General features: G+C 66.2%; 20 protein-coding genes. 7 read left to right on the top strand and 13 right to left on the bottom strand.

Going from position 1 to position 23,326, the window contains the following annotated elements; all coding sequences use genetic code 11:
- The first annotated feature begins 60 nt into the window (after positions 1–60).
- From C2134_RS19490 to C2134_RS19465, 6 genes are all read left to right on the top strand, one after another.
- Positions 61–666, top strand: a complete 606-nt coding sequence (locus C2134_RS19490) for a TetR/AcrR family transcriptional regulator (protein WP_103321736.1) — start codon at positions 61–63, stop codon at positions 664–666.
- Positions 667–679: 13 nt separating this feature from the next.
- Complete coding sequence (ltaE, locus tag C2134_RS19485; protein ID WP_103321735.1) at positions 680–1,708, top strand: low-specificity L-threonine aldolase; 1,029 nt, start codon at positions 680–682, stop codon at positions 1,706–1,708.
- A 54-nt stretch (positions 1,709–1,762) separates the two neighbouring features.
- Entirely contained in the window at positions 1,763–2,470 is a 708-nt protein-coding gene (locus C2134_RS19480; RefSeq protein WP_103321734.1) for a substrate-binding periplasmic protein, read from the top strand.
- A gap of 16 nt (positions 2,471–2,486) precedes the next feature.
- Positions 2,487–3,254, top strand: coding sequence for an alpha/beta hydrolase (locus tag C2134_RS19475; protein ID WP_103321733.1), 768 nt, complete (start codon positions 2,487–2,489; stop codon positions 3,252–3,254).
- A 64-nt stretch (positions 3,255–3,318) separates the two neighbouring features.
- The gene (locus tag C2134_RS19470; protein ID WP_103321732.1) at positions 3,319–5,349 is read left to right on the top strand and encodes a prolyl oligopeptidase family serine peptidase; all 2,031 of its coding nucleotides are present in this window, start codon (positions 3,319–3,321) and stop codon (positions 5,347–5,349) included.
- Between the two features lie 122 nt (positions 5,350–5,471).
- The gene (locus C2134_RS19465) at positions 5,472–7,493 is read left to right on the top strand and encodes a M13 family metallopeptidase (protein ID WP_233196517.1); all 2,022 of its coding nucleotides are present in this window, start codon (positions 5,472–5,474) and stop codon (positions 7,491–7,493) included.
- Positions 7,494–7,554: 61 nt separating this feature from the next.
- Here C2134_RS19465 and C2134_RS19460 read toward each other — a convergent pair whose 3' ends face one another.
- From C2134_RS19460 to C2134_RS19450, 3 genes are all read right to left on the bottom strand, one after another.
- Complete coding sequence (locus C2134_RS19460; RefSeq protein ID WP_158248829.1) at positions 7,555–8,085, bottom strand: YfaZ family outer membrane protein; 531 nt, start codon at positions 8,083–8,085, stop codon at positions 7,555–7,557.
- A gap of 157 nt (positions 8,086–8,242) precedes the next feature.
- Complete coding sequence (locus C2134_RS19455) at positions 8,243–8,872, bottom strand: YceH family protein (protein ID WP_199155044.1); 630 nt, start codon at positions 8,870–8,872, stop codon at positions 8,243–8,245.
- A gap of 66 nt (positions 8,873–8,938) precedes the next feature.
- A complete protein-coding gene (locus tag C2134_RS19450) occupies positions 8,939–10,471 on the bottom strand; it encodes a glycine betaine uptake BCCT transporter (protein ID WP_103321729.1) in 1,533 nt (510 codons plus the stop codon).
- A 368-nt stretch (positions 10,472–10,839) separates the two neighbouring features.
- On the opposite strand from C2134_RS19450, the gene C2134_RS19445 reads away from it, so the two are divergent.
- Entirely contained in the window at positions 10,840–11,586 is a 747-nt protein-coding gene (locus tag C2134_RS19445; RefSeq protein ID WP_103321728.1) for a TlyA family RNA methyltransferase, read from the top strand.
- A gap of 53 nt (positions 11,587–11,639) precedes the next feature.
- Here the strand turns inward: C2134_RS19445 and C2134_RS19440 are convergent, their stop codons facing one another.
- The 10 genes from C2134_RS19440 to C2134_RS19395 all read right to left on the bottom strand — a co-directional run.
- Entirely contained in the window at positions 11,640–12,116 is a 477-nt protein-coding gene (locus tag C2134_RS19440) for a universal stress protein (protein WP_071108667.1), read from the bottom strand.
- A gap of 109 nt (positions 12,117–12,225) precedes the next feature.
- Complete coding sequence (locus C2134_RS19435) at positions 12,226–13,575, bottom strand: glutamine synthetase family protein (protein WP_103321727.1); 1,350 nt, start codon at positions 13,573–13,575, stop codon at positions 12,226–12,228.
- 122 nt (positions 13,576–13,697) lie between these two features.
- The gene (locus C2134_RS19430; protein ID WP_103321726.1) at positions 13,698–15,305 is read right to left on the bottom strand and encodes a methyl-accepting chemotaxis protein; all 1,608 of its coding nucleotides are present in this window, start codon (positions 15,303–15,305) and stop codon (positions 13,698–13,700) included.
- Between the two features lie 249 nt (positions 15,306–15,554).
- The gene (locus tag C2134_RS19425) at positions 15,555–16,955 is read right to left on the bottom strand and encodes a DUF2252 domain-containing protein (protein WP_103321725.1); all 1,401 of its coding nucleotides are present in this window, start codon (positions 16,953–16,955) and stop codon (positions 15,555–15,557) included.
- Between the two features lie 226 nt (positions 16,956–17,181).
- Positions 17,182–17,541 (bottom strand): hypothetical protein, encoded by a 360-nt coding sequence (locus C2134_RS19420; protein WP_103321724.1) that lies wholly within the window; start codon positions 17,539–17,541, stop codon positions 17,182–17,184.
- 94 nt (positions 17,542–17,635) lie between these two features.
- On the bottom strand, positions 17,636–18,112 hold the full coding sequence (locus tag C2134_RS19415; RefSeq protein ID WP_103321723.1) for a WbuC family cupin fold metalloprotein: 477 nt from the start codon (positions 18,110–18,112) through the stop codon (positions 17,636–17,638).
- A gap of 144 nt (positions 18,113–18,256) precedes the next feature.
- The gene (locus C2134_RS19410) at positions 18,257–19,516 is read right to left on the bottom strand and encodes a glutamate-5-semialdehyde dehydrogenase (RefSeq protein WP_103321722.1); all 1,260 of its coding nucleotides are present in this window, start codon (positions 19,514–19,516) and stop codon (positions 18,257–18,259) included.
- A gap of 93 nt (positions 19,517–19,609) precedes the next feature.
- On the bottom strand, positions 19,610–21,202 hold the full coding sequence (locus C2134_RS19405; protein WP_199180002.1) for a mechanosensitive ion channel family protein: 1,593 nt from the start codon (positions 21,200–21,202) through the stop codon (positions 19,610–19,612).
- A gap of 86 nt (positions 21,203–21,288) precedes the next feature.
- On the bottom strand, positions 21,289–21,696 hold the full coding sequence (locus C2134_RS19400; protein ID WP_103321721.1) for a lysozyme inhibitor LprI family protein: 408 nt from the start codon (positions 21,694–21,696) through the stop codon (positions 21,289–21,291).
- A 96-nt stretch (positions 21,697–21,792) separates the two neighbouring features.
- Positions 21,793–23,326 (bottom strand): acid phosphatase (locus tag C2134_RS19395; protein WP_103321766.1); only part of this gene is annotated, 1,534 nt, incomplete at its 5' end.

Genomic DNA, 23,326 nt, shown 5'->3' with positions numbered 1-23,326 from the left:
TCCGCTTGTCATAATGTAAGCTGGCTTGCGATGGGCGAAAACTCGTGTTTAGCTAGCTTGATGCACGACATCCCGCAACCGCGCAAAGCGCCGCGCCAGAACCGTTCCTGCCATGCCGTGGCCGCCATTCTGGAGGCGGCGGCTCGCATTCTGGCGAGCGACGGCTATGCCGCGTTCAACACCAACCGCGTGGCGGAGCTGGCCGGCGTCGGCATCGGCTCGCTGTACCAGTACTTTCCCAACAAGCAGGCGCTGGTGGCGGCGCTGCATCGCCGCCATGGCGAAGAGACGCTGGCCGCGCTGGATGCCGCCTTGGCGGCCAGCGACGGCCGTCCGCCGCGCGAGCAACTGGCGGCCATGGTGGCCGCGGCGCTGGACCTGCATCGGCGAGAGCTTGGCCTGCACCGGGTGCTGGAGCGCGAATGGCCGGCGTTCGACGAGCCGCCCGCCAGCAATCCGCAGGACGCGGCGTTATCGCAGCGCGTGGCCGCCTGGCTGCAGGCGTGCGGCCTGGAGGCCGGCCGCGCCGAAGTGCTGCTGCGCATGGCCGACAGCCTGGTCCATGGCCTGCTGCTGGATGCCGGTACGCCGCCGGCCGGCCTGGAACAATTGATTACCGACGCGTTGGCCGGCTTTCTGGGCCTGCCGGCGCAGCCACACCCTTGAGGAGAAGCGACACATGCAGTGGATAGACCTTCGCAGCGATACCGTGACCCAGCCGACGCCGGCCATGCGCCAGGCGATGTTCGACGCGCCGGTGGGCGACGACGTTTATGGCGACGACCCCACCGTGCTGAAGCTGGAGGCGTTGGCCGCCGACATGCTGGGCAAAGAGGCCGCGCTGTTTGTGCCTAGCGGCACCTTCGGCAACCAGCTGGCGTTGTACACCCATTGCCGTCGCGGCGACGAGGTGATCGCCGAGGACAATAGCCACCTGGTCTGGCATGAGGCCGGCGCGGCGGCGGTGATCGCCGGCGCCCATATGCGCACCATAGAGGGCGAGGGCGGCGTGATGGCGGTGGAGGCGATAGAGCGCCGCATCCGCGTCGGCGACGACATCCACGAGCCGCGCACTGGCCTGATCTGTCTGGAAAACGCCCACAGCAACGGCCGCGTGATGCCGCTGTCGGCGATGGCCGACACCGCCGCGCTGGCGCGCGCATACGGCGTGCCGGTGCACCTGGACGGCGCGCGCTTGTTCAATGCCGCGGCGCATCTGGGCTGCGAGGCGAGCGAAATCGCCCGCCATGTGGATAGCGTGATGTTCTGCCTGTCCAAGGGCCTGGCCGCGCCGGTCGGCTCGATCCTGGCCGGCCGCGCCGACTTCATCGCCCAGGCGCGCCGCAAGCGCAAGCTGCTGGGCGGCGGCCTGCGCCAGGCCGGCGTGATCGCCGCGCCCGGCATCCTGGCCTTGACCGAGATGGCGGCCCGGCTGGATGAGGACCACCAGAACGCCCGCTATTTGGCCGAAGGCTTGGCCAAGCTGCCGTGCATCGATCTGGACCCGGCCGACGTCCATATCAATCTGGTGTGGTTCCGCTTCAATGCCGAAATCGATGCCAGCGAACTGATGTCGGCGCTGAAGCAGGCCGGCTTCCTGGCCAATCCGCCGCACCAGGGCGCGATGCGGCTGGCCACTCACTGGCAGGTCAGCCGAGCCGATATCGACCGCCTGCTGGAGGTGATGCAGCGCGTGCTCAGCGACTGAACGGCGCCGCAGCGGCTATAACCATGAGGTGGAAACCCATGGGAGCATGGCCGCATGCGCTTGATTGCCGTTGCGCTGCTGGCGGCGCTGAGCCACTTGGGGCCGGCCGCCGCTGCCGGCCTGGACCAGGTGCGCATCTACACCGACGACGATCCGCCGTATGTGATGGTCAGCCCGGACGGGCAAGTGATGGGCGGCACCACGGTGGAGAAGGTGACGCGAGTGATGCGCAAGGTCGGGGTGCCGCCCAGCGCCCTGCAGGCCGCGCCGTGGGCGCGCGCCTACCAGGAGGCCAAGAGTCATCCGTATGCGATGGTGTTCCCGATCGCCAAGACGCGCGAGCGCATGCAGTTCCTGGATTTCACCTTCAAGATTCTCGATACCGATGTCTATTTCTATCGCCTGGCCGCGCGCGGCGACATACAAGTGCATGCCTTCGACGATGCCCGCAAGTACAGCGTCTGCGTGGTGCTGAATGATTACCGGCATGAGTATCTGGAGAACGAGGGTTTTCTGCGGCTGGAGGTGTCGTCGGACTCCACGCTCAACGCCAAGAAGTTCGTCAACGGCCGCTGCGACCTGCTGCCGTCCACCGAGACCGGCCTGGCCAGCAAGCTGAAAGCCTTGGGCCTGCAGCGCGAGCTGGTGGTGCGCGGTATCAAGCTGGACAAGCTGGACAGCGCGCTGTACGCCGCCTTCAACAAGGACACCCCGCCCGAGGTCATCGCCCGGTTCAAGGCGGCCGCGGCCGAGCGGCCGTGAACCCAGGAGCATCATCATGCTGCGACTGATAGGCTTGTTGTGTTGCCTGCTGTGCATGCCGGCTTGGGCGGACAAACTCGTGGAGCTGTCGCCGCGGCCCGGCGTCACCTTGCGTTTCCTGTTGCTGGAGCCGCCGGGGCCGGCGCGCGCCAATCTGCTTCTGTTCATGGGGGGCGAGGGGCAGCTCAAACTGTCGGCGGCGGGCGAGCTGGGCGCGGGTCGGGGCAACTTTCTGGTCCGCACCCGCCAGGCTTGGGCGGACATGGGTTTTAGGGTGGCGGTCGTCGATGCGCCGTCCGACATGCCGCACGGTTTGCTGGGGGATTTCCGCGAAAGCCAGGAGCACGCGACGGACATCGCCGCCGTGGTCGATTACCTGCGCCAGGGCGCGGCCTTGCCGGTTTGGCTGGCCGGCACCAGCCGCGGCACCACCTCGGCCGCATCGGTCGCGCTGCTGCGGCCGGATAAGGCGGACGGCCTGCTGCTGACCTCCAGCATCAATGCCGGCCGCGGCAACCTGTCCCATCTGCCGCTGGAGCGGCTGAGCATCCCGGTGCTGATGATCCAGCATCGCCGCGACGACTGCCGCGCCAGCCATGCCTACAACCTGGGGCCGGTGATAGACCGGCTGCGCGCCGACGCGCCCAGGGAGCTGATGCTGCTGGACGGCGGCAAGAACGAGGGCGACCCGTGCGAGCCGTGGGCCTGGCACGGCTACAACGGCATCGAGCACCGGGTGCTGGGCTTGGCCGGCGCTTGGATGCTGGCGCATGGCAGGCCCTGATTTGGCAGCCCCGTCCGCAGATGCTACCCTCGCCGCCATTCACAGATTCTAGATACCCATCGCCATGAACCCGTCCCACGACCCCCACGCCTGGCTGGAAAGCCTGGACTCCGACCGCGCCGCCGCTTGGGTGGCCGAGCAGAACGCCCGCACCGCCAGCGTGCTGGACGCCGACCCGCGCTTTGCCGGCCTCAAGGCCGACATCCTGGCCCACCTGCGCGACACGCGGCAGATTCCGTATTTTTCCGAGCATGCCGGCTGGCTGTACAACTTTCATCAGGACGAGGCGCATCCGCGCGGCATTTACCGCCGCACCACGCTGGACGCCTACCGCGCCGGCAGCCAGGACTGGCAGACGGTGCTGGACATCGACGCGCTGGCCGACGCCGATGGCAAGGACTGGTATCTGGACGGGGTATCGCATTGCACGGTGATGCCGGAGCGGGCGCTGGTGCACCTGAGCGACGGCGGCGGCGACGCCACGGTGGCGCGCGAGTACGACATCGAGGCGCGGCGCTGGGTCGAGAACGGCTTCAGCTTTCCGGAAGGCAAGAACCATATCGCCTGGCGCGATCCGGACAGCGCCTTTGTCTGCCCTGGCTGGAAGGGCGCGCCCTTGACCCGCGCCGGCTATCCGCGCGAGGTGTGGCTGGTGGAGCGCGCAGAGGACGGCCAGCACGGCTGGACCCAGCTGTTCGCCGCTCCGGAGGACGCGATGATGACGGCGGCCTGGCGCTTCCTCGACAGCGACGGCAGCGCCGTCGATCTGATCGAGGCCTCGGACGGCTTCTACCGCAAGACGTACCACCTGCTGGACGGTGGCCTGGAAACCCACGCGCTGTCCTTGCCGGCCAAGGCCGAGATCGAGGCCTACATCGGCGGCGATTTCATCGTCAAACTGGCCGAAGACTGGACCTGGCGCGGCCAAACCTATCTTAGCGGCAGCCTGCTGGCGGTCGGCCTGGGGGACCTGTTCGGCGACGGCACGGCCCCGCAATTGCTGCAGGCGCCGCAGCCGCGGCTGGCGGTGGCAGCGGTGGAAACCACGCGCAGCCGCTTGCTGGTCAACCTGCTGGATAACGTGAAAAGCCGCATGCTGTGCTTCGCCAAGCAGGATGGCGTATGGCAGGCGCAAGCCCTGGATCTGCCCGCCGACGGCGTGATCGAGATCGCCGACCAGCCGTGGCAGAGCGACATCCTCTACTACAGCTACAGCGATTTCCTGACCCCCAGCGGCCTGTACCGGCTGGACGTGGCCAGCGGCGAGCACGAATGCCTGCGCAGCCAGCCGGCCGCCTTCGATCCCGCGCCCTATGTCGCCGAGCAGTGGCAAGCCACCGCGCCGGATGGGGAGCGGATTCCCTACTTCGTGGTGCGTCGCTGCGACGCGCCGTTCGACGGCACGACGCCTACGCTGCTGTACGGCTACGGCGGCTTCGAAGTGCCGATGCTGCCGTATTACATCGAAAACTTTGGCCCGCACTGGCTGGGCCAGGGCGGCGCTTTCGTGCTGGCCTGCATCCGCGGCGGCGGCGAGTTCGGCCCGCACTGGCACCAGGCGGCGCAAGGCAGCAAGCGCCAGGTCAGTTTTGACGACTTCATCGCGGTGGCGCAGGATTTGATAGACCGCCGCTTGACCTCGCCGGCCAAGCTGGCGATAGAAGGCGGCAGCAACGGCGGCCTGCTGGTGGGCGCGGCCATGGCGCAGCGGCCGGAGCTGTTCCAGGCCGTGGTGTGCGAAGTGCCCTTGCTGGACATGCTGCGCTACACCCAGCTCTTGGCCGGCGCCAGCTGGATAGATGAATACGGCGATCCGGACGACGCGGCGGAGCGCGAGGCGTTGGCCGCCTATTCGCCCTATCACAATCTGCGCGCCGACGCGCGCTACCCGCTGGCGCTGTTCACCACCAGCGGCAGCGACGACCGGGTCCACCCAGGCCACGCCCGCAAAATGGTGGCGCGGCTCCTGGAACTGGGCCACGACGCGCTGTTCTACGAGACCGATGGCGGCGGCCATGCCGGCAATGCCGGACAGGAAGACACCGCCACCGAGCTGGCGCGGGTGCTGGTGTATCTGTATCAGCGGCTGATGTAGGGCGGACGAACGGAGACGCCCTGCGGAGCAGGGCAAGAGCGGACAAACGCAAGGTTTCACGTTATTGTCATGCATTGCGCCGGCTCATGGCTGGCGCAGGCCATGAGAAAAAGAGGAAAACCATGCGTTTGAAGACATTGCTGCCGCTCGTTCTGGCCTTGAGCCTGCAGGCGGCCTGGGCCGGATCGGCCAATGAACTGGATTATGGCGCCTATGGCATAGACCTGAAGGGTATTGATCGCTCGGTGCGCATCCAGGACAACATCTCGCTGTACGCCAACGGCGCCTGGATGAAACGGGCCGAGATTCCGGCCGAGCGCTCGTCCACCGGCGTGGCCGAGTACCTGTACGACCTGAACCAGCAGCGCGTGCGGGACATCATCGAGCATGCCGACGCCGCCACGCCGGAAGGCCGCAAGGTAGCGGACCTGTATCGCAGCTTCATGGACGAGGCCGCCATCGCCAAGCGGGGGCTGAGCGCCTTGCGCCCCCAGCTGGACCAGATTGCCGGGCTGACCTCCGCGCAGCAGGCGGTGGCGTATATGGCCGGCTTGCAGACGCAACCGGTAGACACGCCGTTCCGTTTCTATGTGGGCCAGGACCCGAAGAACTCTTCGGTTTATCTGGCAGGGATGAACCAGTCCGGCCTGGGGATGGAGCGGGATTACTACCTCAGCAAATCGGCGGACTTCGCCAAGGTGCGCAAGGCGTATCAGCGTTACCTGGGCCAACTGCTGACCTTGGCTGGCGAAAAACATGCCGAGCCGCGTGCCAAGGCGGTCTACGCGCTGGAAGACAAGCTGGCGCGCATCCAGTGGAGCAATGTCGAGAACCGCGACATCCAGAAGACCTACAACAAGGTGGCCGTCGCCGACCTGCCCAAGACCCTGCCTGGTTATGACTGGCCCCGCCTATTGGCCGGCGCGCAGCTGTCCGCCGCCACGCATGTCAATCTGGACCAGCCGAGCTATCTGGCCAAGCTGCCCGGCTTGCTGGCCCATACGCCGCCGGCGGTGCTGCGCGACTACCTGACGCTGCGCACGCTGGACGTGTACTCGCCCTATCTGGACCAGCCATGGGTGGCCGCGCATTTCGACTTCTACGGCAAGGCGCTGGACGGCCGAGCCGCCGACCGGCCGCGCTGGAAGAAGGCGGTGTCCCTGGTCAACGATGGCCTGGGCGAGGCGGTGGGCAAGCTGTATGTCGCCAAATATTTCACGCCCGAGGCCAAGCGGCAGGCCGATGAGCTGGTGCACAACCTGCTGAAGGCCTACGACCAGAGCATAGACACGCTGGACTGGATGGAGCCGGCCACCAAGCAGGAAGCCCACGCCAAGCTGTCCAAGTACATGCTGAAGATAGGCTATCCGGACAAATGGCGAGATTACTCCGCGCTGGAGATCAAGGCCGACGACCTGACCGGCAACGTGGCGCGGATCAGCGCGTTCAACTACCTGCGCGACGCCAAGCGGCTGGGCCAGCCGGTGGACCGCAGCGAATGGGGCATGACGCCGCAGACGGTCAACGCCTACTACAACGCCGCCAATAACGAGATCGTATTCCCGGCGGCCATTTTGCAGTCGCCGTACTTCGATCCCCGCTTCGATCTGGCGGTCAACTACGGCAGCATCGGCGCCACCATCGGCCACGAGATCAGTCATGGTTTCGACGACCAGGGCCACCAGTTCGACGGCGACGGCAATATGCGCAATTGGTGGACGCCGGCCGACGAGAAGCACTTCAAGGAAGTGACGGCTCGATTGGTCAAACAGTACAGCGCTTTCGAGCCGGTGAAGGGCCACCACGTCAACGGCGAGCTGACGCTGGGCGAGAACATCGCCGACAACGCCGGCCTGGAAATCGCCTACAAGGCTTACAAGATCGCCCTGGGCGGCAAGGACGCGCCGGTGATCGACGGTTTGACTGGCGACCAGCGCTTCTTCATCGCTTTCGCCCAGTCCTGGCGCAGCAAGAGCCGAGACGCGGCCACGGTGCAGCAGCTGGTGTCCGACCCGCATACGCCGGATATCTGGCGGCCGATCGGCACGGTCAGCAATCTTGACCCGTTCTACCAGGCTTTCGGCGTGAAGCCCGGCGACAAGATGTACCTGCCGCCGGAGCAGCGTTTCCATCTGTGGTGGTGAATCGATGGGGCAATGAAAAACGGCAGCTCGCGCTGCCGTTTTTCCTGACTGGTCGCTAGGCTCAGAAGCTCAAGCCGGCGCCCAGATAGACGCCGTCGGCCAGCCGGCGGCTGCGGCTGTCGTCGTCGCGGCGGACGTCGAAGTAGCGGTAGCCGGCCTCCACGCTGAGCGGGCCGAACGCGTTCCAGCGCACGCCGGCGGCGTAGTCGTTGACGCGGTTGACGCTGCCGCTGGCGAAGCTGCTGGGCGCGTAATAGGCCTGGCCGAACAGCTTGATCTTGGGCGAGACATTGAAGCTGGCGCGGCCGCCGATCAGCGTGGCGGTGGCGGAGCCGCTGTCCGGCGACAGCGCCATCAGCTTGCCGCCGGCGGCTACCGTCAGCGGGCCGAGCGGCAGCGCGAATTCCAGGCCGGCGCCGCCGGCGCTGCCTTTGTGGTCGTCGCGCAGGTAATCCAGATTCAGGCCGATGCCGAAGCCGTCCGGCGTGCGCTGGAATTGCTGCGTGCCGTTGCCGAAACCGGCGATGTAATCGGCGGCGTGGGCGCCGCCGGCCAGGCCAGCCAAGGCCAGCGCGAGTGCGAAATGCTTCATGCGGTAATTCCTGTTAGGTTCAGACGCAAGAGATAGTGACCAATTTCTAAAAAACAAGTTCATTGAACGGCATGGCCACCGTTGCGGCTTACGGTCGCGCAATACAAAAAGCCCGGCAGAACCGGGCTTGGGGGCGGGACACTTGCAGAGGCTCGGATCAGCTGTTCAGCCGCTGCTCCAGCGACAGCACCATGGCCTTCAGCGCCGCCACTTCGGCCTCCAGCGCGGCCACGCGGCCAGTCAGGCCCACGTCTATCACTTCGCACGACGGCGCCGGCGCGGCTTGCGGCTCGCCGGACAGCAGATGGCACCAGCGCGCCTCGCGCTCGCCGGGCTGACGCTCCAGCTTCATCACCAGCGGCGGATACTTGTCAGCCAGCGCGTTCAGCGCGGTTTCCACTTCCTCCACGCCGGAGAAGGTGTACAGGCGGCCGGAGCGGGTGCGGATTTCTGCGGTGGTCTGCGCGCCGCGCAGCATCAACATGGCCAGCGCCGCCAGCTTGGCGCCTTCTATATTCCACTCGTAGTTGAGCCTGTGTTCGTACTTGGCCACCCGGCTGCCGGCCGGCATGCGCTCGGCCACCAGCCTCTTGGCGATCAGCGCATCCAGCGCCGCGCTGATGTCGGCCTCGGACAGCTGCATCACCGGTTCGCGGCTGGTCAGCTGGTTGCAGGCGCTGGACAGGCCGTTCAGCGTCATCGGGTAGGCGTCCGGCGTGAGGGCCTGCTTTTCCGCCAGCGCGCCCAGCACGCGCACTTCCGCCGGGTCTAGTTGATGCGTGTCCATATCTTCTCCATGGCAAGACGATACCGTGATGATGGCAGCAAATCGGCCGTTCGTCCCGCCATGCGCTCAATTCTGCTGCCGTTTTTCCAGCGCTTCCAGTTGGCGCAGGCGGCGGATCTCGCGGCGGCGGCCGTCGCGCTCCTCCTCATCTAGCGCGCGGTACAGCGACACCGCCATGCCTATCATGATCAGCATGAAGGGCAGCGCGCTGACGATCAGCACCGCCTGCAGCGCTTTCAGGCCGCCGCTTTGCAGCAGCACCAGCGCGATGGCGGCCAGCAGCACGCCCCAGATCAGCTTGAGGCGGTGGCTGGGATTCAGGCTGCCGCCGCTGGTGAACATGCCCAGCACGAAGGTGGCCGAATCGGCCGAGGTGATGAAGAAGATGATCACCAGCAGCATGGCCAGCAAGGACAGAATATGGCCGCCGGGCAGATGCTCGAACATCACGTACAAGGCGGTGGAGACGTCATGCTTCACCGCGCCGACCAGATCGACGCCGCCGAACAATTGCATGTCCAGCGCGGTGCCGCCGAAGGCGGAGAACCAGACAAAGCTGGCCAGCGCCGGCACCAGCAGCACGCCGACCATGAACTCGCGTATGGTGCGGCCGCGCGAAACGCGGGCGATGAACATGCCGACGAACGGCGCCCAGGTGACCCACCATGCCCAGTAGAACAGCGTCCAGTTGGCCATCCAGGTGCCCTGGCTGAACGGCGACATGCGCAGGCTGCTGCTGGTCAGATTGCCCAGGTAGTCGCCCAGCGTGGTGGTAAAGGTATCGAAGATGAAGCCGGTGGGGCCGAGCAGCACCACGGCCAGGAACAGCAGGATGGCCAGCACGATGTTCAGGTTCGACAACCACTTGATGCCGCGCGACAGGCCGGTCAGCGACGACAGTAGGAACAGCGCGGTGGCGATGACCACGATGCCCACGGTCAGCCAGTCCGAAGGCGCGATGCCGAACAGCATCTGCATGCCGCTTTCGATCTGCAGCGCGCCGAAGCCCAGCGTGGTGGCCACGCCGAACACGGTGGCCAGCACCGCCAGCACATCGATGGCGGTGCCGATGGGGCCATCGACCCGCTTGCCCAGCAGCGGACGGAAGGCCGCGCTGATCAGCCCCCTTTGGCCGCGGTTGAATTTGAAGTAGGCCAGGGCCAGCGCGGTCAGGCTGTATACCGCCCACGGATGCAGGCCCCAGTGGAAGAACACATGGCGCATCGCCAGGCGGGCGGCCTCGGCCGATTCCGGCGCGGTGGACGCGCTTGCCGGCGTGGCGAAGTGGGACAGCGGCTCGGCCACGCCCCAGAACACCAGGCCGATGCCCATGCCGGCGGAAAACAGCATGGAGAACCAGCTCATGCGGGAGAACTCCGGCTCGTCGTCCTCCTTGCCCAGGCGGATGTGTCCGAAGCGGCCGAAGGCCAGATACAGCGCGAACACCAGGAAGCCGAACACCGACATCAGGTAGAACCAGCCGAAACGGGAAATGGTGAAGCTCAACCACTGCGAGGCGGTATGGGTCATGTGCTCCGGGGCGACGACGCCCCACAGCGCGAATAATACGGTTAGCAATAGCGACAGGCGTAAGACCATCAATACTCCTATGCGTGGCGGCGCGGCATGGCCTCGCGCGAGGCGCGCGCCGCTGGAAATGGAAAGACGGGCGGCTCAAGGAGAGCGCCATGGACGCCCGCTTAGCGGGCGCGGGATGGATAGCGTCAGCACGGATTCATAAGCTTGCTGTTTGTGGCGGCAAACGGGATTGCGGCTGGATGGCTATCGTGCGGAATTCATGAATAAAATCAGTTTGTTGATTTTTAGACTAGCACCATTAGCATTTTATTGTAAACCTGGCGGCTGCGATTTCGCCTGCTGGGCGGTGCGGCGCAGAGCGGCTTGACAGCCCGCGCCGGCTTCGCCAACCTGTCGCGTTTATGAGATGGGCCAGGCCGGGAGTGGACATGATTCGAGTGGATGTTTTGCTGGTGGAACAAGGACTTGCCGCATCGCGCACGGCGGCGCAGAACCTGATCGCCGCCGGCCGCGTCAGCTGCCGGGGGCAGGTGGTCGGCAAGCCCAGTCAGAAATTCCCGGCGGATGAGGCATTCGACATCGTGGCCGATGAAGCCGACCGGTTTGTCTCGCGCGGCGGCCTGAAGATGCAGGGCGCCTTGGCGGCGGCCGGCCTCGCCGTGACCGGCTGGAGCGCGCTGGATGTGGGCCAGTCCACTGGCGGCTTCACCGATTGTCTGCTGCAGTCCGGCGCGCGCCGGGTGGTGGGCGTGGACGTGGGGCACGAGCAACTGCACGCCAGGCTGCGCGAGGACGCCAGGGTGCGCTATTTCGAGGGCGTCAACGCCCGCGCGCTGGATCATGCGGCGTTGTTGGCGGCCAACGACGGCGACGGCTTCGACCTGATGGTGTGCGACGTGTCCTTCATCTCGCTGAGCCTGGTGCTGCCCTCGGGCTTGCCGCTGTTGAAGCCGGGCGGCCGCTTGCTCAGTCTGGTCAAGCCGCAGTTCGAGGTGGGACGCGAGGGCTTGTCCAAGGGCGGCATCGTCCGCGACGAGAGCCTGTACCCGCTGGTGCAGGACAAGATCAATCGTGTGCTGGCCGAGCAGAACATGCAGGTTCTGGCCTGGTTCGACAGCCCGATCAAGGGCGGCGACGGCAATCACGAGTTCTTCGTCCACGCCGTCCGTCGCTGAAACCAGAAACGGCCCGCGCAAGGCGGGCTGTTTCATGTCGGTCGCGGGCGGGCTTAATCGACGCTGATGTCGTCGTCGTCCTGGCTGCGCACCACCAAGAGCGGCAAGTGGCTGCGGCGCAGCACGTCCTCGGCGAAGCTGCCGAGGAAGAGATGGGCCAGGCCGCTGCGGCCGTGCGTGCCCAGCACGATCAGGCTGGCCTGCTGCGAGCGGGCATAGCCCAGCAACAGGTCGGCCAGGTCATGGCCGCCTTCCCAGCTCTTTTCCATATGGCTGACCACATTCGTCAGGCCGGCGTTGCGGGCGATCTGCTGCGCGCGCGCCAGCGCCTCCTCGCCCTGTTTCAGCACTAGGTCGTAGCCCGGGTCGCCGGCGTAGACGCCCAGGCTGTCCACGGCCAGGTCGCGCAGGCTGGCGATATGAATCAGGGTCAGGCGGGAATCGGCGAATTTCGCCAGGCGGATGGCCTCGTTCAAGGCCTTGTCGGAATTATTGCTGCCGTCTATCGCGGCGATGATGTGGCTGTACATCGGCGGCTCCTTGACAAACACCTGCTTGGTGGGATGCCTTCAGCATAACCTGATGGCGAGGGCGCGTCAGCCGGCGCGCGCGCCGGCTTTGATCCAGGACAAGCGGGGATCAGGCCAGCAGGCCGAGGTACTGCCGCTCCCAGCTGGTGATCTGGCGGTGGTAGTCGTTCAGCTCCACCTCCTTCACCGCCAGATAGGCGCGGCAAAAATCGGCGCCGAACAGCGCTTCGGCCGCATCGCCGGCCGCCATGGCGGCGCAGGCGGCGTCCAGCGTGGACGGCAGGCTGGCGGCTTGCTGCTTGAACACATTGCCATGAGCCGCTTCGTCCGGCGTCAGGCCCTGTTCGATGCCGGCCAGGCCGGCGCCCAGGCTGGCGGCCAGCGCCAGATAGGGGTTGGCGTCGCAACCAGGCAGGCGGTTTTCCACCCGGCGCGCCTCCGGCCCCGATACCGGCACCCTCAGGCCGACCGAGCGGTTGTCCAGGCCCCAGCTCAGATTGACCGGCGCGGCCATGCCTTTGACGAAGCGGCGGTAGGAGTTGGGATTGGGGCAGAACAGCGGCATCAGTTGCGGCAGGAAACGCTGCAGGCCGGCGATGAAGCCGAAGAAGGCCGGGCTGGCCGAGCCGTCGGCCTGGCTGAATACGTTGGCGCCGCGGCGGTCCACCACGCTCTGGTGCAGGTGCATGGAGCTGCCGGGCTGGCCGGACAGGGGCTTGGCCATGCATACCGCGCTCAGGCCGTGGCGATGGGCGGTTTCCTTCAGCGCGGTTTTGAACAGGAAGGTGTGGTCGGCCAGCTGCAGCGCGTCGCCGTGCTTCAGATTGATCTCGAACTGGCTGGGGCCCATCTCGTGGACGCAGGTATCGGTGGCGATGCCCAATACCTCGCAGGCGCGGTAGAGGTCGTCGAAGAACGCTTCCAGCTCTCCCAAGGCGGAGAAGCCGAAGGCGTCGAAGCCGGTTTCGCGGCGGCCGCAGGGCAGCGCCGGCGGCTGGAACGGCTGGGCCGGATCGCCATGGGCGGCGAACAGGTAAAATTCCAGCTCTGGGGCGACGATGGGCGTCCAGCCGCGGGCGGCGTAGCGCGCCAGCAGCTGTTTCAGCACGGAGCGCGGCGCCAGCGGCGACAGGCTGCCGTCGTGGTCGACGCAATCGCAGATCACCAGCGCGCGCGGCGTCTTGGCCCAGGGGACCAGACGCAGGGTATCGTAATCCGGCAGCAGGGTGACGTCCGGATCGTGTTCGCCATAGAAGCTGTAGTCGGGGAATTCGCCGACACAGCTTTGCAGCGGCACCGCGCGGGCGATGCGCAGCTGCTGCCCTTTGATGAAGGCGGGAGCGGGCAGCGTCTTGCCACGGGGGAAACCGTGTACGTCGGCGAAGGCGAGTTCGACGTCCCTCGCCTTGCTCTGTTGCAGCCATTCGATGAGGCCTGCCGGCATGCGGGCATCAGACATACTTTTCTCCACTGAAGCGTGCTGGGGTTCCTGTCTGTCCTCAGTTTTTCTTCTTGCTGTCATGGAGCGTTTGCCCGCAACCATTATGCCAGCCGCAACGGCGGCGGCAAGTGTCTTGCTGTCTACAGGCGGAAACGGCCGACGGTTTGCTGCAGGTTGGCAGCCTGCTGATCGATGGCGCGCACCGCCTCCACCGCGTGGCTGACCGAGTTCTGCGTTTCCTCCACCACGCCGGCCACCTGCTCGACATTGCCGGCGATATTGGTGCCGGCCTGGCTCTGCTCGCCCATCGCCACCACCACATTGTGGACATTTTCCAGCGCGCTGCTGGCCTGCTGGCTGATGGCTTGCAGCGTGTCGGCCGCCTGCTTGACCTGCTCTACGCCGGACTGCACCGCCGGGCGGATCTCGTCCATCCGGCCGGAGACGTTGCCGGTCTCGTCGATGACCGCCTGCACGATGCTGCTGATCTCATCGGTGGCGCTGGCGGTGCGCTCGGCCAGCTTGCGCACCTCGTCGGCCACCACGGCGAAGCCGCGTCCCATCTCGCCGGCGCGCGCCGCTTCGATGGCCGCGTTCAGCGCCAGCAGATTGGTCTGGTTGGCGATGTCGCGTATGGTCTCGGCGATGCTGCTGATGCTGCGGCTGCGTTCGGCCAGCTGCGCCACCATGTCGCTGGCGCCATGCACTTGGTCGGCGATGCGGCGGATGCCTTCGGCGGCGTCGCCGGCCAGGGTCTGGCCCTGGCGCGCCAGCTCGGCGGTGTCGCGGGCGCCGGTTTCGGTGTCGCGGGTGCTGGCGCTGACGTGGTCTATGCTGACCGATAGCTGCTCGATGGCGGCGGCGGCCGAGGTGGTGGAGGAGCTGGCGATGCCGGATACCTCATGCACCTTGTCCATGTCGCGCGTCAGCTGGTGACAGGACTGGTTGATGCTGGAGCTGGCGCGGCCGATTTCCTCTATCATGCCGCGCAGCTTGCCGCGCATGTCGCGCATGGCGCCGAGCAGGCTGTCGCCATCGCCCTTGACCTGGATGTCCACGCTGAGGTCGCCGTCGGAGATGGCCTTCACCACCTCGGCGGCATAACGCGGCTCGCCGCCCAGCGACTGCAGTATCGAGCGCGACATCCAACCCACCAGCACGCCAAGCACCACCACGCACAGCACCGCCACCAGCAGCAAGCGGCGCGCTTCGCTCCAGAACAGCTGGTCGATGTCGTCGATGAAGATGCCGGTGCCGACGGTCCAGCCCCAGGGGTCGAAGCGGAACACGCCGTTCAGCTTGGGGAACTCCTCGCTGCCGCTGCCGCGCTTGGTCTGGATCACCAGCACGCCATAGTGGTCCTGCTGCATCGCGTCTTCATAGGCTTGCACCGTGGTGCGGCCATCCGGCAGCTTGCTGCCCATGTCCACCTTGCCGACACGGGCCTTGCTGGGGTGGAACAGCACGGTGTGTTCTTGGTTGCGGCCAAAGAAATAGATGTCATCGACTTTCATCGCCGAGAGCGCGGCGATGGCTTGCTTTTGCGCCTCGGCGCGCGGCATGCCCTGGGTTTCCAGCTGTTGGAAATGGCTCAGGGTGTTTTCGGCCATTTTCAAGAGATGCACGATTTGCTCGCGCTTTTCCTGATGCAGGGTGGCGCGGGTAGACAGCAGGGCGACGGTGGAAAGACCCAGCAGCGCAACCAGGCTGGCGACGATGATGATGATCAGGCGAGTATTTAGCTGCATGTTCGACACTCTTGAGCAAGGGAACCGACCGCAGGATGGGCCGTGCGTCCGCTTCCGCCGGGCGGCGGCGCGGCACGCGACTGAATTATGCTTTTTCGTTGTTACAGTCTAGCTCAGAGTGCAAATATCAACATTGGAACTTTCCCTGATGGCTAGCCATGCCGCCGCCGAAAAATAGACGGCGGCAAAGCGCCATCGCAAGCCGTCCGCGATGCGGGCGCAGACGGCCTTGCAGCCAAGACCTGATGCCTAGCGCGTTTCCGCCGCGCAGGGCAGACGGCCGCTCTTGATGGCGGCGTCGAACAAGGCGTAGTCCTTTTCCACCTGATCGGCATAGGCCACGGCGTAGTCGGCCAGGGCCTGATCGAACTTGTCGGATTCGCCCAGATAGCCGGCGATCTCGGCGGCGCAGCCGCCGGACTTGGCATGCGCGCGCGCCAGCGTCCAGGCGCAGGCTTGGCCGTAGCTGGCCAGTTCGTCGCCGTTGGCGAAGGTTTCCAGCGCCGGCGCGCCCTTCATGTCGCGCAGCTGGCGCATGTAGAAATGGCGGTCGTCCGCGCTGTGGGTCCAGCCCAGGAACAAGTCGCTGGTGGCCTGCATCAGGCGCTGGCCGAACACCACGCGCTTGCCCTGGTTGCCGTGCACGCATTGCTGGGTGAACGGCTCCAGCACCGAGGCGCGCGCTTCCTTCAATTGCAGGAACAGCGGCTGGTCGTAGTCGTCCTGCAGCAGCAGCACCAGGCAACGGGTGCCGACGCTGCCGACGCCGACGACCTTGAACGCCACGTCCACCAGGCGGAAGCGTTGCAGCAGTTCCCGGCGGTCTTCCTTCAGGGTGGCGATGTAGTGGTTCAGCATGCCCTGCACCTTGGCCAGGCTGTTATCGCCTAGCCAGTCGTCGCAGGCGGCCAGCGGGCTGTCGTGGTCGTCCAGATGGAAGATCACCGGCGGGTTGTCGCGCAGCCGCAAGACGCCGTCCTCGTTCTCGGTCATCTTGGGCAGCAGGCGTTCCTGGGTCTGGCTGCGCGCCTTGTCGGCCACTTTCATCAGTTGCTGACGCATGCCTTCGTCGGACGCTTGCGCCAGCAATTGCTCGAAGCCGACGCGGCAGTACCACAGGTCCAGCTGGCTCATCTGGGAGAAGGCGAGCAGGCGGCGGCGATAGGTGCCGCACAGCCGCAGCACGGTTTCGCGCTCGGTGGCGGCGCTGAAGCCGCGGCTGCGCGAGGCCAGCACCAGGCTGACCGCCAGCCGTTTGACATCCCATTCCCACGGACCGGGGTGGGTCTCGTCGAAATCGTTGATGTCGAAGACCAGTTGCCGTTCCGGCGAGGCGAAGAAGCCGAAATTCATCAAATGCGCGTCGCCGCAGATCTGCAGGCTGATGCCGCTATTCGGGCTGGCCGCGAGATCGGCGGCCTGGATCATCGCCATGCCGCGGAAAAACGCGAACGGCGAGGCATGCATGCGGGCGTAGCGCAAGGGCGCCAGCGCCGGCACGCGGCCGATGGAAGTCGATTCCACCAGCGCCACCACGTCGCGGTTGGGCGCCAGAGTGCATTCCGCCTGGCGGGTACGGGAGCATTGCTGACGGCGCGCCTTGCCGTCGGCGTAGTGTTGTTCGTATTTGCGGTGCAGGGTATTAGGCATCGGGCAGATCCATGGCTGAGGCGATGAGGAATAGTGTAACCGTTCCGGCATCGGCTTTAGGTCTGAAATCGGTCAGCGTTGCCCACAGCTTGTTCTCGAATTATCCACATTATGCACAGCCTCTTGTGGATGAATCGCTTTGTGCACAGCATTTGGCTACTTTGTGCACAGGGTTTTCCCGGCTTATCCAGATTGTCCACAGCGGCTCGCAGGATCGGAAAGTTATTCACAGCGGCGTGGCGCCGCATTGCCGCAATAGACGTTTCCATGCCGGGCTCAGCGGCAAGCCGTTCAACTCCACGTTAAGCTTGCTGCCGTCGCCGTTGGGCAGGATTTCCACCGCCGTGCCGGAGGCGTCGCTCTGCGGATTGCGCATGCGCAGGCTGTGGCTGCCGTCGCTGGCGTCCACGCGTTCGATGAAGTCGGGCGGAATATGCAGTTTGCGCAGCCCTTGCTGCAGGCAGTCGGCGACCTGGGCCGGCGTGCGCCGGGAGGCGAGGTCAGGGTTGGCGGGCGCGGCGCGCAGCGGCTGCAACGCACTGATCAGCAGAAGAGATAGAACGGAAAACAGGCGCAACTTGGACATCGGGAGTGGCATCGGATGGTGGTAGACGATGCCGGTTGGTGTCCATGCCGCCGCCGCTGGTTCCGGCCGCGGCGGCGGCAAGTGTTAAGCGATGTTACGCAAAGCGCGCGCCTGGTTGGCAGCCGCGCAGGAAGGCCAGCATGTCCGCGACGCGGGCATCGCCTTCCGCCGGCGCCCAGGCAGCCAGATCGGCCGGCGGTATCGGCTGATACGGTCCGCGTTTGACTTCAAACACCACGGTGCCCGGCTGCAGGGAAACCACCGAGTGCCAAGTGTTGGCCGCCATCTCGAACACGCGCGCGCCGCCTTCGCCCAAGCGATGGCGGGCGACGACGGTTTCGCCGGCGGCATCGAACTCGATCCAGTCCAGCGCGCCGTTCAGCACGATCAGCAGCTCCGGGCTGCCCGGATGGCGATGCGGGCGGACATAGGTGTCCGGCTCCATGGCGATGGCCAGCCGCTGGATGCCATCGTCCAGCTGTTCGTGCAGATTGTGGTGGGCGCGCAGGCGCGGCGCACAGGCGGCTTTGGCCGACAGGTCGGCCAGGTCTTGTTGGGTCAGGGTTTTCATCTTATGGAGCCAGCGGGATAACAAAGCGCGATTATGGCGCGAAACGGCGGGCGTGTCCTCGCGGGCGCGGGTTGACCGGCCTGGCCATCACCGCGCGCGGATTCGAAGCGGCAGCGCCGAGGGCGCTGGCCTCTTCCTTGGGTTTTACTGCCGGATCTGCCCATCTCCCAGCACGATCCATTTCTGGCTGGTCAGGCCGGTCAGGCCAACCGGGCCGCGGGCGTGGATTTTGTCGGTGGAGATGCCGATTTCCGCGCCCAAGCCGTATTCGAAGCCGTCGGCGAAGCGGGTGGAGGCGTTGACCATCACGCTGGCGGAGTCCACTTCGCGCAGGAAGCGGCGGGCGCGGCCGTAGTCTTCGGTGACGATGGCGTCGGTGTGGTGGCTGCCCCAGTGGTTGATGTGTTCGATGGCGTCGTCCATGTCTTTCACCACGCGCACCGCCAGAATCGGCGCCAGGTATTCGGTGGCCCAGTCTTCTTCTGTGGCGGCGACTACCTTGTCGCCCAGGATGATGCGCGTGCGCTCGCAGCCGCGCAGCTCCACGCCCTTTTCCCAGTAGGCGTCGGCCAGGCGCGGCAGCATGAATTCGGCGAAGGCCGCATGCACCAGCAGCGTCTCCATGGTGTTGCAGGTGCCGTAGCGGTGGGTCTTGGCATTCAGCGCGATGTCGAAAGCCTTGTCCGGATTGGCGGTGTCGTCGATGTAGACGTGGCAGTTGCCGTCCAGATGCTTGATCACCGGCACGCGCGCTTCGGCGCTGATGCGGGCGATCAGGCTCTTGCCGCCGCGCGGCACGATCACGTCCACGTATTCCGGCATGGTGATCAGCTCGCCCACTGCGGCGCGGTCGGTGGTTTCCAGCACCTGCACCGCCTCCGGCGGCAGGCCGGCCACGCGCAGGCCCTCGTGCACGCAGGCGGCGATGGCCTGATTGCTGTGAAAGGCCTCGGAGCCGCCGCGCAGGAGGGTGGCGTTGCCGGATTTCAGGCACAGGCCGGCGGCGTCGGCGGTGACGTTGGGGCGGGCCTCGTAAATGATGCCCACCACGCCCAGCGGTACGCGCATCTTGCCCAGCTGGATGCCGGACGGGCGGTAGCTCATCTCGCTGACTTCGCCCACCGGGTCCGGCAGCGCGGCGATCTGGCGCAGGCCGTCGGCCATGGCCAGCACGCCCTTGGCGCTCAGCGTCAGGCGGTCCAGCATGGCGGCGTCCAGGCCGGCCCGGCGCGCGGCGTCCAAGTCTTGCTGGTTTGCCGCCAGCAGCGTGTCCTGATCGCGGACGATGGCGTCGGCGATGGCCAGGAGGGCGGCGTTTTTCTGTTGCGTCTCGGCGCGGGCCAGCAACCGCGACGCCTTGCGCGCGGCCTTGCCCAGTTGCTGCATGTATTCTTTCACGTTCATGGCGGATGGCCCTGGATGCTGTCGATTTACGAATTGTTTGCAGCTTAAACCAAAGCCGGGCCTCGGGCCAGCCGCCCGGTTGGGTGGGATTGGTTATTGTCCGGCAGGCGGCTCTCGCCAGCGGCTGGCCGGCACGACGACCTGCGCGGCCGGCTGCTCGACGAAGTGCGGCGACATGATCTGCACGCCGAATTCGTTGAACGCGTCGAGTATCTCGCCGTGCAGCGCGTCGCGCAGCTGCGGCGCCTGGGTGTCAGGCAGCGCTTTGGCTTGCAGTTCGTATTCGATATAGAAGTCTTGCAGCGCCAGCTTGCGTACCAACGGCGGGCAGGCCGGATCGATGCCGGGCGTGCGTCGCGCCGCCAGCTCCAGCAGCGCCTCCACCTGCCGCCATGGCGTGTCGTAGCCTATGGTGACGCGGGTGGCGATCATCGCGCCGGCCGTGGCGCCGTGCCGGCTGTAGTTGCTGACGCGCCCGCCCACCGTCACGGCGTTGGGAATGGTGATTTCATAGCCCTGGCCGGTGATCAGCTTGGTGGACAGCGTGGACAGCTCGCTGACCGTGCCCTCCACCTCGCCTATCCGGACATAGTCGCCAGGACGGAAGGCGCGGGCATAGATCAGCACCAGCCCGCTCATCGCATGGTTCATCAGGCCGGCCGAACCCAGGGTGACCATCAGGCCGAAGAACACGCTGACGCCCTTGAAGGCGTCGCTGCCCGCTCCCGGCAGGTAGGGGTAGGCGACGATCAGCGCAAACAACCATATCACCACCGCCGCCAGCCGGCGGGTGGCGCCTACCGTCTCCGCGTGCAGGCCGGGCAGTTCCAGCTGGCCGCGCTCCACCGCGCCAAACAGCAGCGTCAGCGCGCGGTTGGCCAGCCGGGTCAGCAGGAAGATCACCGCCACGGTGGCGAGGCCGGGCAGGGCGGACAGGATGTCGTCGACGATGGTCGACAGCAACTGCCAGAACGATTGGCCGAGTTTGCGTCCCAGCGGGCGGGTGGCCGGGAAGCGGCTGAGGGTATAGCTGAGCCAGACGTAGCCGGCGACCAGCGCCGACAGCAGCGCGGTGATGTCCACCAGCTGGCATTCCGCCGCGCGCAGGAAACGGACCACGTCGAAACGGCCGGACAGCCAAGGCAGGCGGCCGATAGGCTGCCGCGCCAATCTCCGGCGCGAGGCGGCGCGGATGCGGGCGATCAGCGCCAGCGCGGCGACGAACAGCGCGCTGGCCAGCAGCGCCAGCAGGGCCGACTTGGCCATTTGCTCCGGAGACCGCTGCTCCAGGGCCGCCTGGCGCAAGCCATTGAGCCGCGCCTGCACCCGCGCGGCCGCTTGTTCCAGCGTCAGTTGGTCGCCGGGGTCGAGATCGCCATCCAAGATGGTCAGCAGCGGTTTGCCGTTGATGCTCAGCGCCATGCCGCGCAGGCGCGGATCGGCCAGCGGCTGATACTGCACGGTCTGCTTCAGATCGTCGTCGTCCAGTCCGCGGATGCGCTGCAGCGTGCGTTGCAGGCGCTGCTCAGGCGTCAGGCCCGCTTGCTGGGCCTGGAAGATGAAGATGGGCTGGTTTTCCAGCTCCAGCGTGCGGGCGCTGTCTTGCGGCGAGGGATTGGCGCGCGGCTCGGCGGCCAGCGCCGGCAGGCACAGCAGCAACAGCAGACAGAAACGGATCAGGGCCATGGCGTCTCCGGCGACAGGACACGCAGCGGCCTAGAGGGGCCGGCGATGCCTATATCATCTCACAGCTGGCCGCGGCAGTGAGAGGCTCAATGGCTTTCCGGCTGCATCTTGGCCAGTTCGATCGCGCGTTCGGCGGTGGCGCGCAGCGCGCAGTCGGCGCCGACCAGCGCTTCGGAGCTGCCGCCATCGGGATCGACATAGGCCTGGCAGTTGGCGTCGCGATATTGCAGCCACAGCCGCTGCGCCGCGAGCAGCCGGGATTTGCGCTTGGCCGACAGCTGGGCCATCAGCTTCTGGTAATTGTCGTTCAGCAGCTTGTCCTGGCGGGCGTGCTCGGCAGCGATGCAGTTCAGCATGGACGCGGTGGAGGCGGCCTGGTTCATGCACTGATCGTAGTCGCCGCTGTACTGCGCGGCCTCGTCGCCGCAGGCGAGGGCGGGGGAAGACAGCAGGCCCAGCAGCAGCGCGCTGGACAAAGTGGTGCGTAGGGTCATGACGATATGCCTGTACAAAGGAAAAACGCCCCCGGCAGCGGGGGCGGATGCACTATAGCAGACGGACGGGCCGGCGCGGCACGCGGCCGCGCCCGATCACAGCGCCAGCGCGCCGGTCAGGTCGCCCGGCGGCTGCGCGCCGCGTTCGCGGAAGGCCTGGTTGCGCAGCTTGACGCCCTCCAGCTCCGGCAGGCCGTGCAGGCGGCTGATGAAGCGGATGATGGAGGTGGTGTCGTAGAAGGTGTGGTCGACATGGCCTTTCTTGGCGAACGGCGACACCACGATGGCCGGAATGCGGCTGCCCGGGCCCCAGCGGTCGCCCTTGGGCGGGGCCACGTGGTCCCACCAGCCGCCGTTTTCGTCGTGGGTGATGATGACCACCATGTTTTTCCACTGCGGGCCGCTCATCAGGTGCTGCAGCACATTGGCCACGTGGCGGTCGCCGCTTTCCACGTCGGAATAGCCGGCGTGCATGTTCAGGTTGCCCTGCGGTTTGTAGAAAGTCACCGCCGGCAGCTTGCCGGCCACGGCATCGGCGAGGAAGCGGTTGCTGATCGGGCTGTCGCCCAGGCCGCCGTCGCGCAGGTGCTTCTCGCGGGCCTGGGTGCCGGGCGCGAAGTTCTTGAAGTAGTTGAACGGCTGGTGGTGATACTGGAAGTTGGGGATATCCGGTCCGCCCTTGCCTTCCAGCGCGGCTTGCCAGCCGCCGCCGTACCAGGCCCAGCTGACGCCCTTGCGCGACAGCAGGTCGCCGATGGTGTCGTAGGTTTGCGGCGGCAGGGTGTTGGCGTCGGCCGGGTCGGCGTAGCGCTTGTCGCCGCCTTCGGCTGGTTTGATGTAGCTGGGCTGGAATGGCGGCGCCATGGTGTTGACCGCGTAGCCGTCCGGCGTGATGGCGCCGTTGTTGACGAACTTGGGCGGGCCGTCCATCGCCGAGGTGGCCTGCTTCACTTTCAGCTTGTAGCCCTGCGGGCCATCATCCAGCACGGCGATCTTCTTGGCCGCCGCGGTGTCCTTGGCATGGAAGTATTCCGGGGTGCGGGCCGAGATCAGGAACTGGTGGTTCAGGTAGGAGCCGCCGAAGGCCGCCATGAAGAAGTTGTCGCACAGCGTGTATTGCTGGGCGATCTTCCATTGATTCAGGTTCTTGGCGGTTTCGCTGTAGTAGCCCATCACCAGCGCGCCGGAGTCGGCCCAGGCGACGAACTGGTCGTTCTTGCCGCCGTTGATCTGCATCTGGTTCTGGTAGAACAGATGCCACAGGTCGCGGGTGATCACGCCTTCCGGCAGCAGCTGGCCTTCGGCGTCCTTCAGCGGGAACGGGGCATTGGGCAGGTTCTGGATGGCGTTTTCGTCTATCAGATAGTACTTGCCGCCCACATTCTGGCCGCGCTGCACCAGGCCGCCCCAGATCTTGGGCAGCGTTTTCAGCGGCGTGCCGTCGCGGTCCAGCTGGGTACAAGCGGCGGCAGGGGCTTGCGCCAGCGGATATTTGACGCCGGGGAAGTTGCCGTAAAGGTTGTTGAAGCTGCGGTTTTCCAGATAGATCACCACCACGTTTTTCACATGCTGGCGCAGCTTGGCGTCGAGCGGGCCGTGGGCGGCCGGCGCGGCTTCCGCGCTTGCGCTG

It is taken from the genome of Chromobacterium sinusclupearum, from assembly GCF_002902845.1.
In the GTDB taxonomy this organism is placed as follows: Bacteria; Pseudomonadota; Gammaproteobacteria; order Burkholderiales; family Chromobacteriaceae; genus Chromobacterium; species Chromobacterium sinusclupearum.
The sequence above is the reverse complement of the archived record's forward strand: the minus strand, read 5'-3'. Positions and strand labels throughout refer to the sequence as shown.

Coding starts and splice junctions, on each gene's coding strand:
- C2134_RS19490 (WP_103321736.1), top strand. CDS start 61: ATGCACGACATCCCGCAACCGCGCAAAGCGCCGCGCCAGAACCGTTCC.
- ltaE (WP_103321735.1), top strand. CDS start 680: ATGCAGTGGATAGACCTTCGCAGCGATACCGTGACCCAGCCGACGCCG.
- C2134_RS19480 (WP_103321734.1), top strand. CDS start 1,763: ATGCGCTTGATTGCCGTTGCGCTGCTGGCGGCGCTGAGCCACTTGGGG.
- C2134_RS19475 (WP_103321733.1), top strand. CDS start 2,487: ATGCTGCGACTGATAGGCTTGTTGTGTTGCCTGCTGTGCATGCCGGCT.
- C2134_RS19470 (WP_103321732.1), top strand. CDS start 3,319: ATGAACCCGTCCCACGACCCCCACGCCTGGCTGGAAAGCCTGGACTCC.
- C2134_RS19465 (WP_233196517.1), top strand. CDS start 5,472: ATGCGTTTGAAGACATTGCTGCCGCTCGTTCTGGCCTTGAGCCTGCAG.
- C2134_RS19460 (WP_158248829.1), bottom strand. CDS start 8,085: ATGAAGCATTTCGCACTCGCGCTGGCCTTGGCTGGCCTGGCCGGCGGC.
- C2134_RS19455 (WP_199155044.1), bottom strand. CDS start 8,872: ATGGACACGCATCAACTAGACCCGGCGGAAGTGCGCGTGCTGGGCGCG.
- C2134_RS19450 (WP_103321729.1), bottom strand. CDS start 10,471: ATGGTCTTACGCCTGTCGCTATTGCTAACCGTATTATTCGCGCTGTGG.
- C2134_RS19445 (WP_103321728.1), top strand. CDS start 10,840: ATGATTCGAGTGGATGTTTTGCTGGTGGAACAAGGACTTGCCGCATCG.
- C2134_RS19440 (WP_071108667.1), bottom strand. CDS start 12,116: ATGTACAGCCACATCATCGCCGCGATAGACGGCAGCAATAATTCCGAC.
- C2134_RS19435 (WP_103321727.1), bottom strand. CDS start 13,575: ATGTCTGATGCCCGCATGCCGGCAGGCCTCATCGAATGGCTGCAACAG.
- C2134_RS19430 (WP_103321726.1), bottom strand. CDS start 15,305: ATGCAGCTAAATACTCGCCTGATCATCATCATCGTCGCCAGCCTGGTT.
- C2134_RS19425 (WP_103321725.1), bottom strand. CDS start 16,955: ATGCCTAATACCCTGCACCGCAAATACGAACAACACTACGCCGACGGC.
- C2134_RS19420 (WP_103321724.1), bottom strand. CDS start 17,541: ATGTCCAAGTTGCGCCTGTTTTCCGTTCTATCTCTTCTGCTGATCAGT.
- C2134_RS19415 (WP_103321723.1), bottom strand. CDS start 18,112: ATGAAAACCCTGACCCAACAAGACCTGGCCGACCTGTCGGCCAAAGCC.
- C2134_RS19410 (WP_103321722.1), bottom strand. CDS start 19,516: ATGAACGTGAAAGAATACATGCAGCAACTGGGCAAGGCCGCGCGCAAG.
- C2134_RS19405 (WP_199180002.1), bottom strand. CDS start 21,202: ATGGCCCTGATCCGTTTCTGTCTGCTGTTGCTGCTGTGCCTGCCGGCG.
- C2134_RS19400 (WP_103321721.1), bottom strand. CDS start 21,696: ATGACCCTACGCACCACTTTGTCCAGCGCGCTGCTGCTGGGCCTGCTG.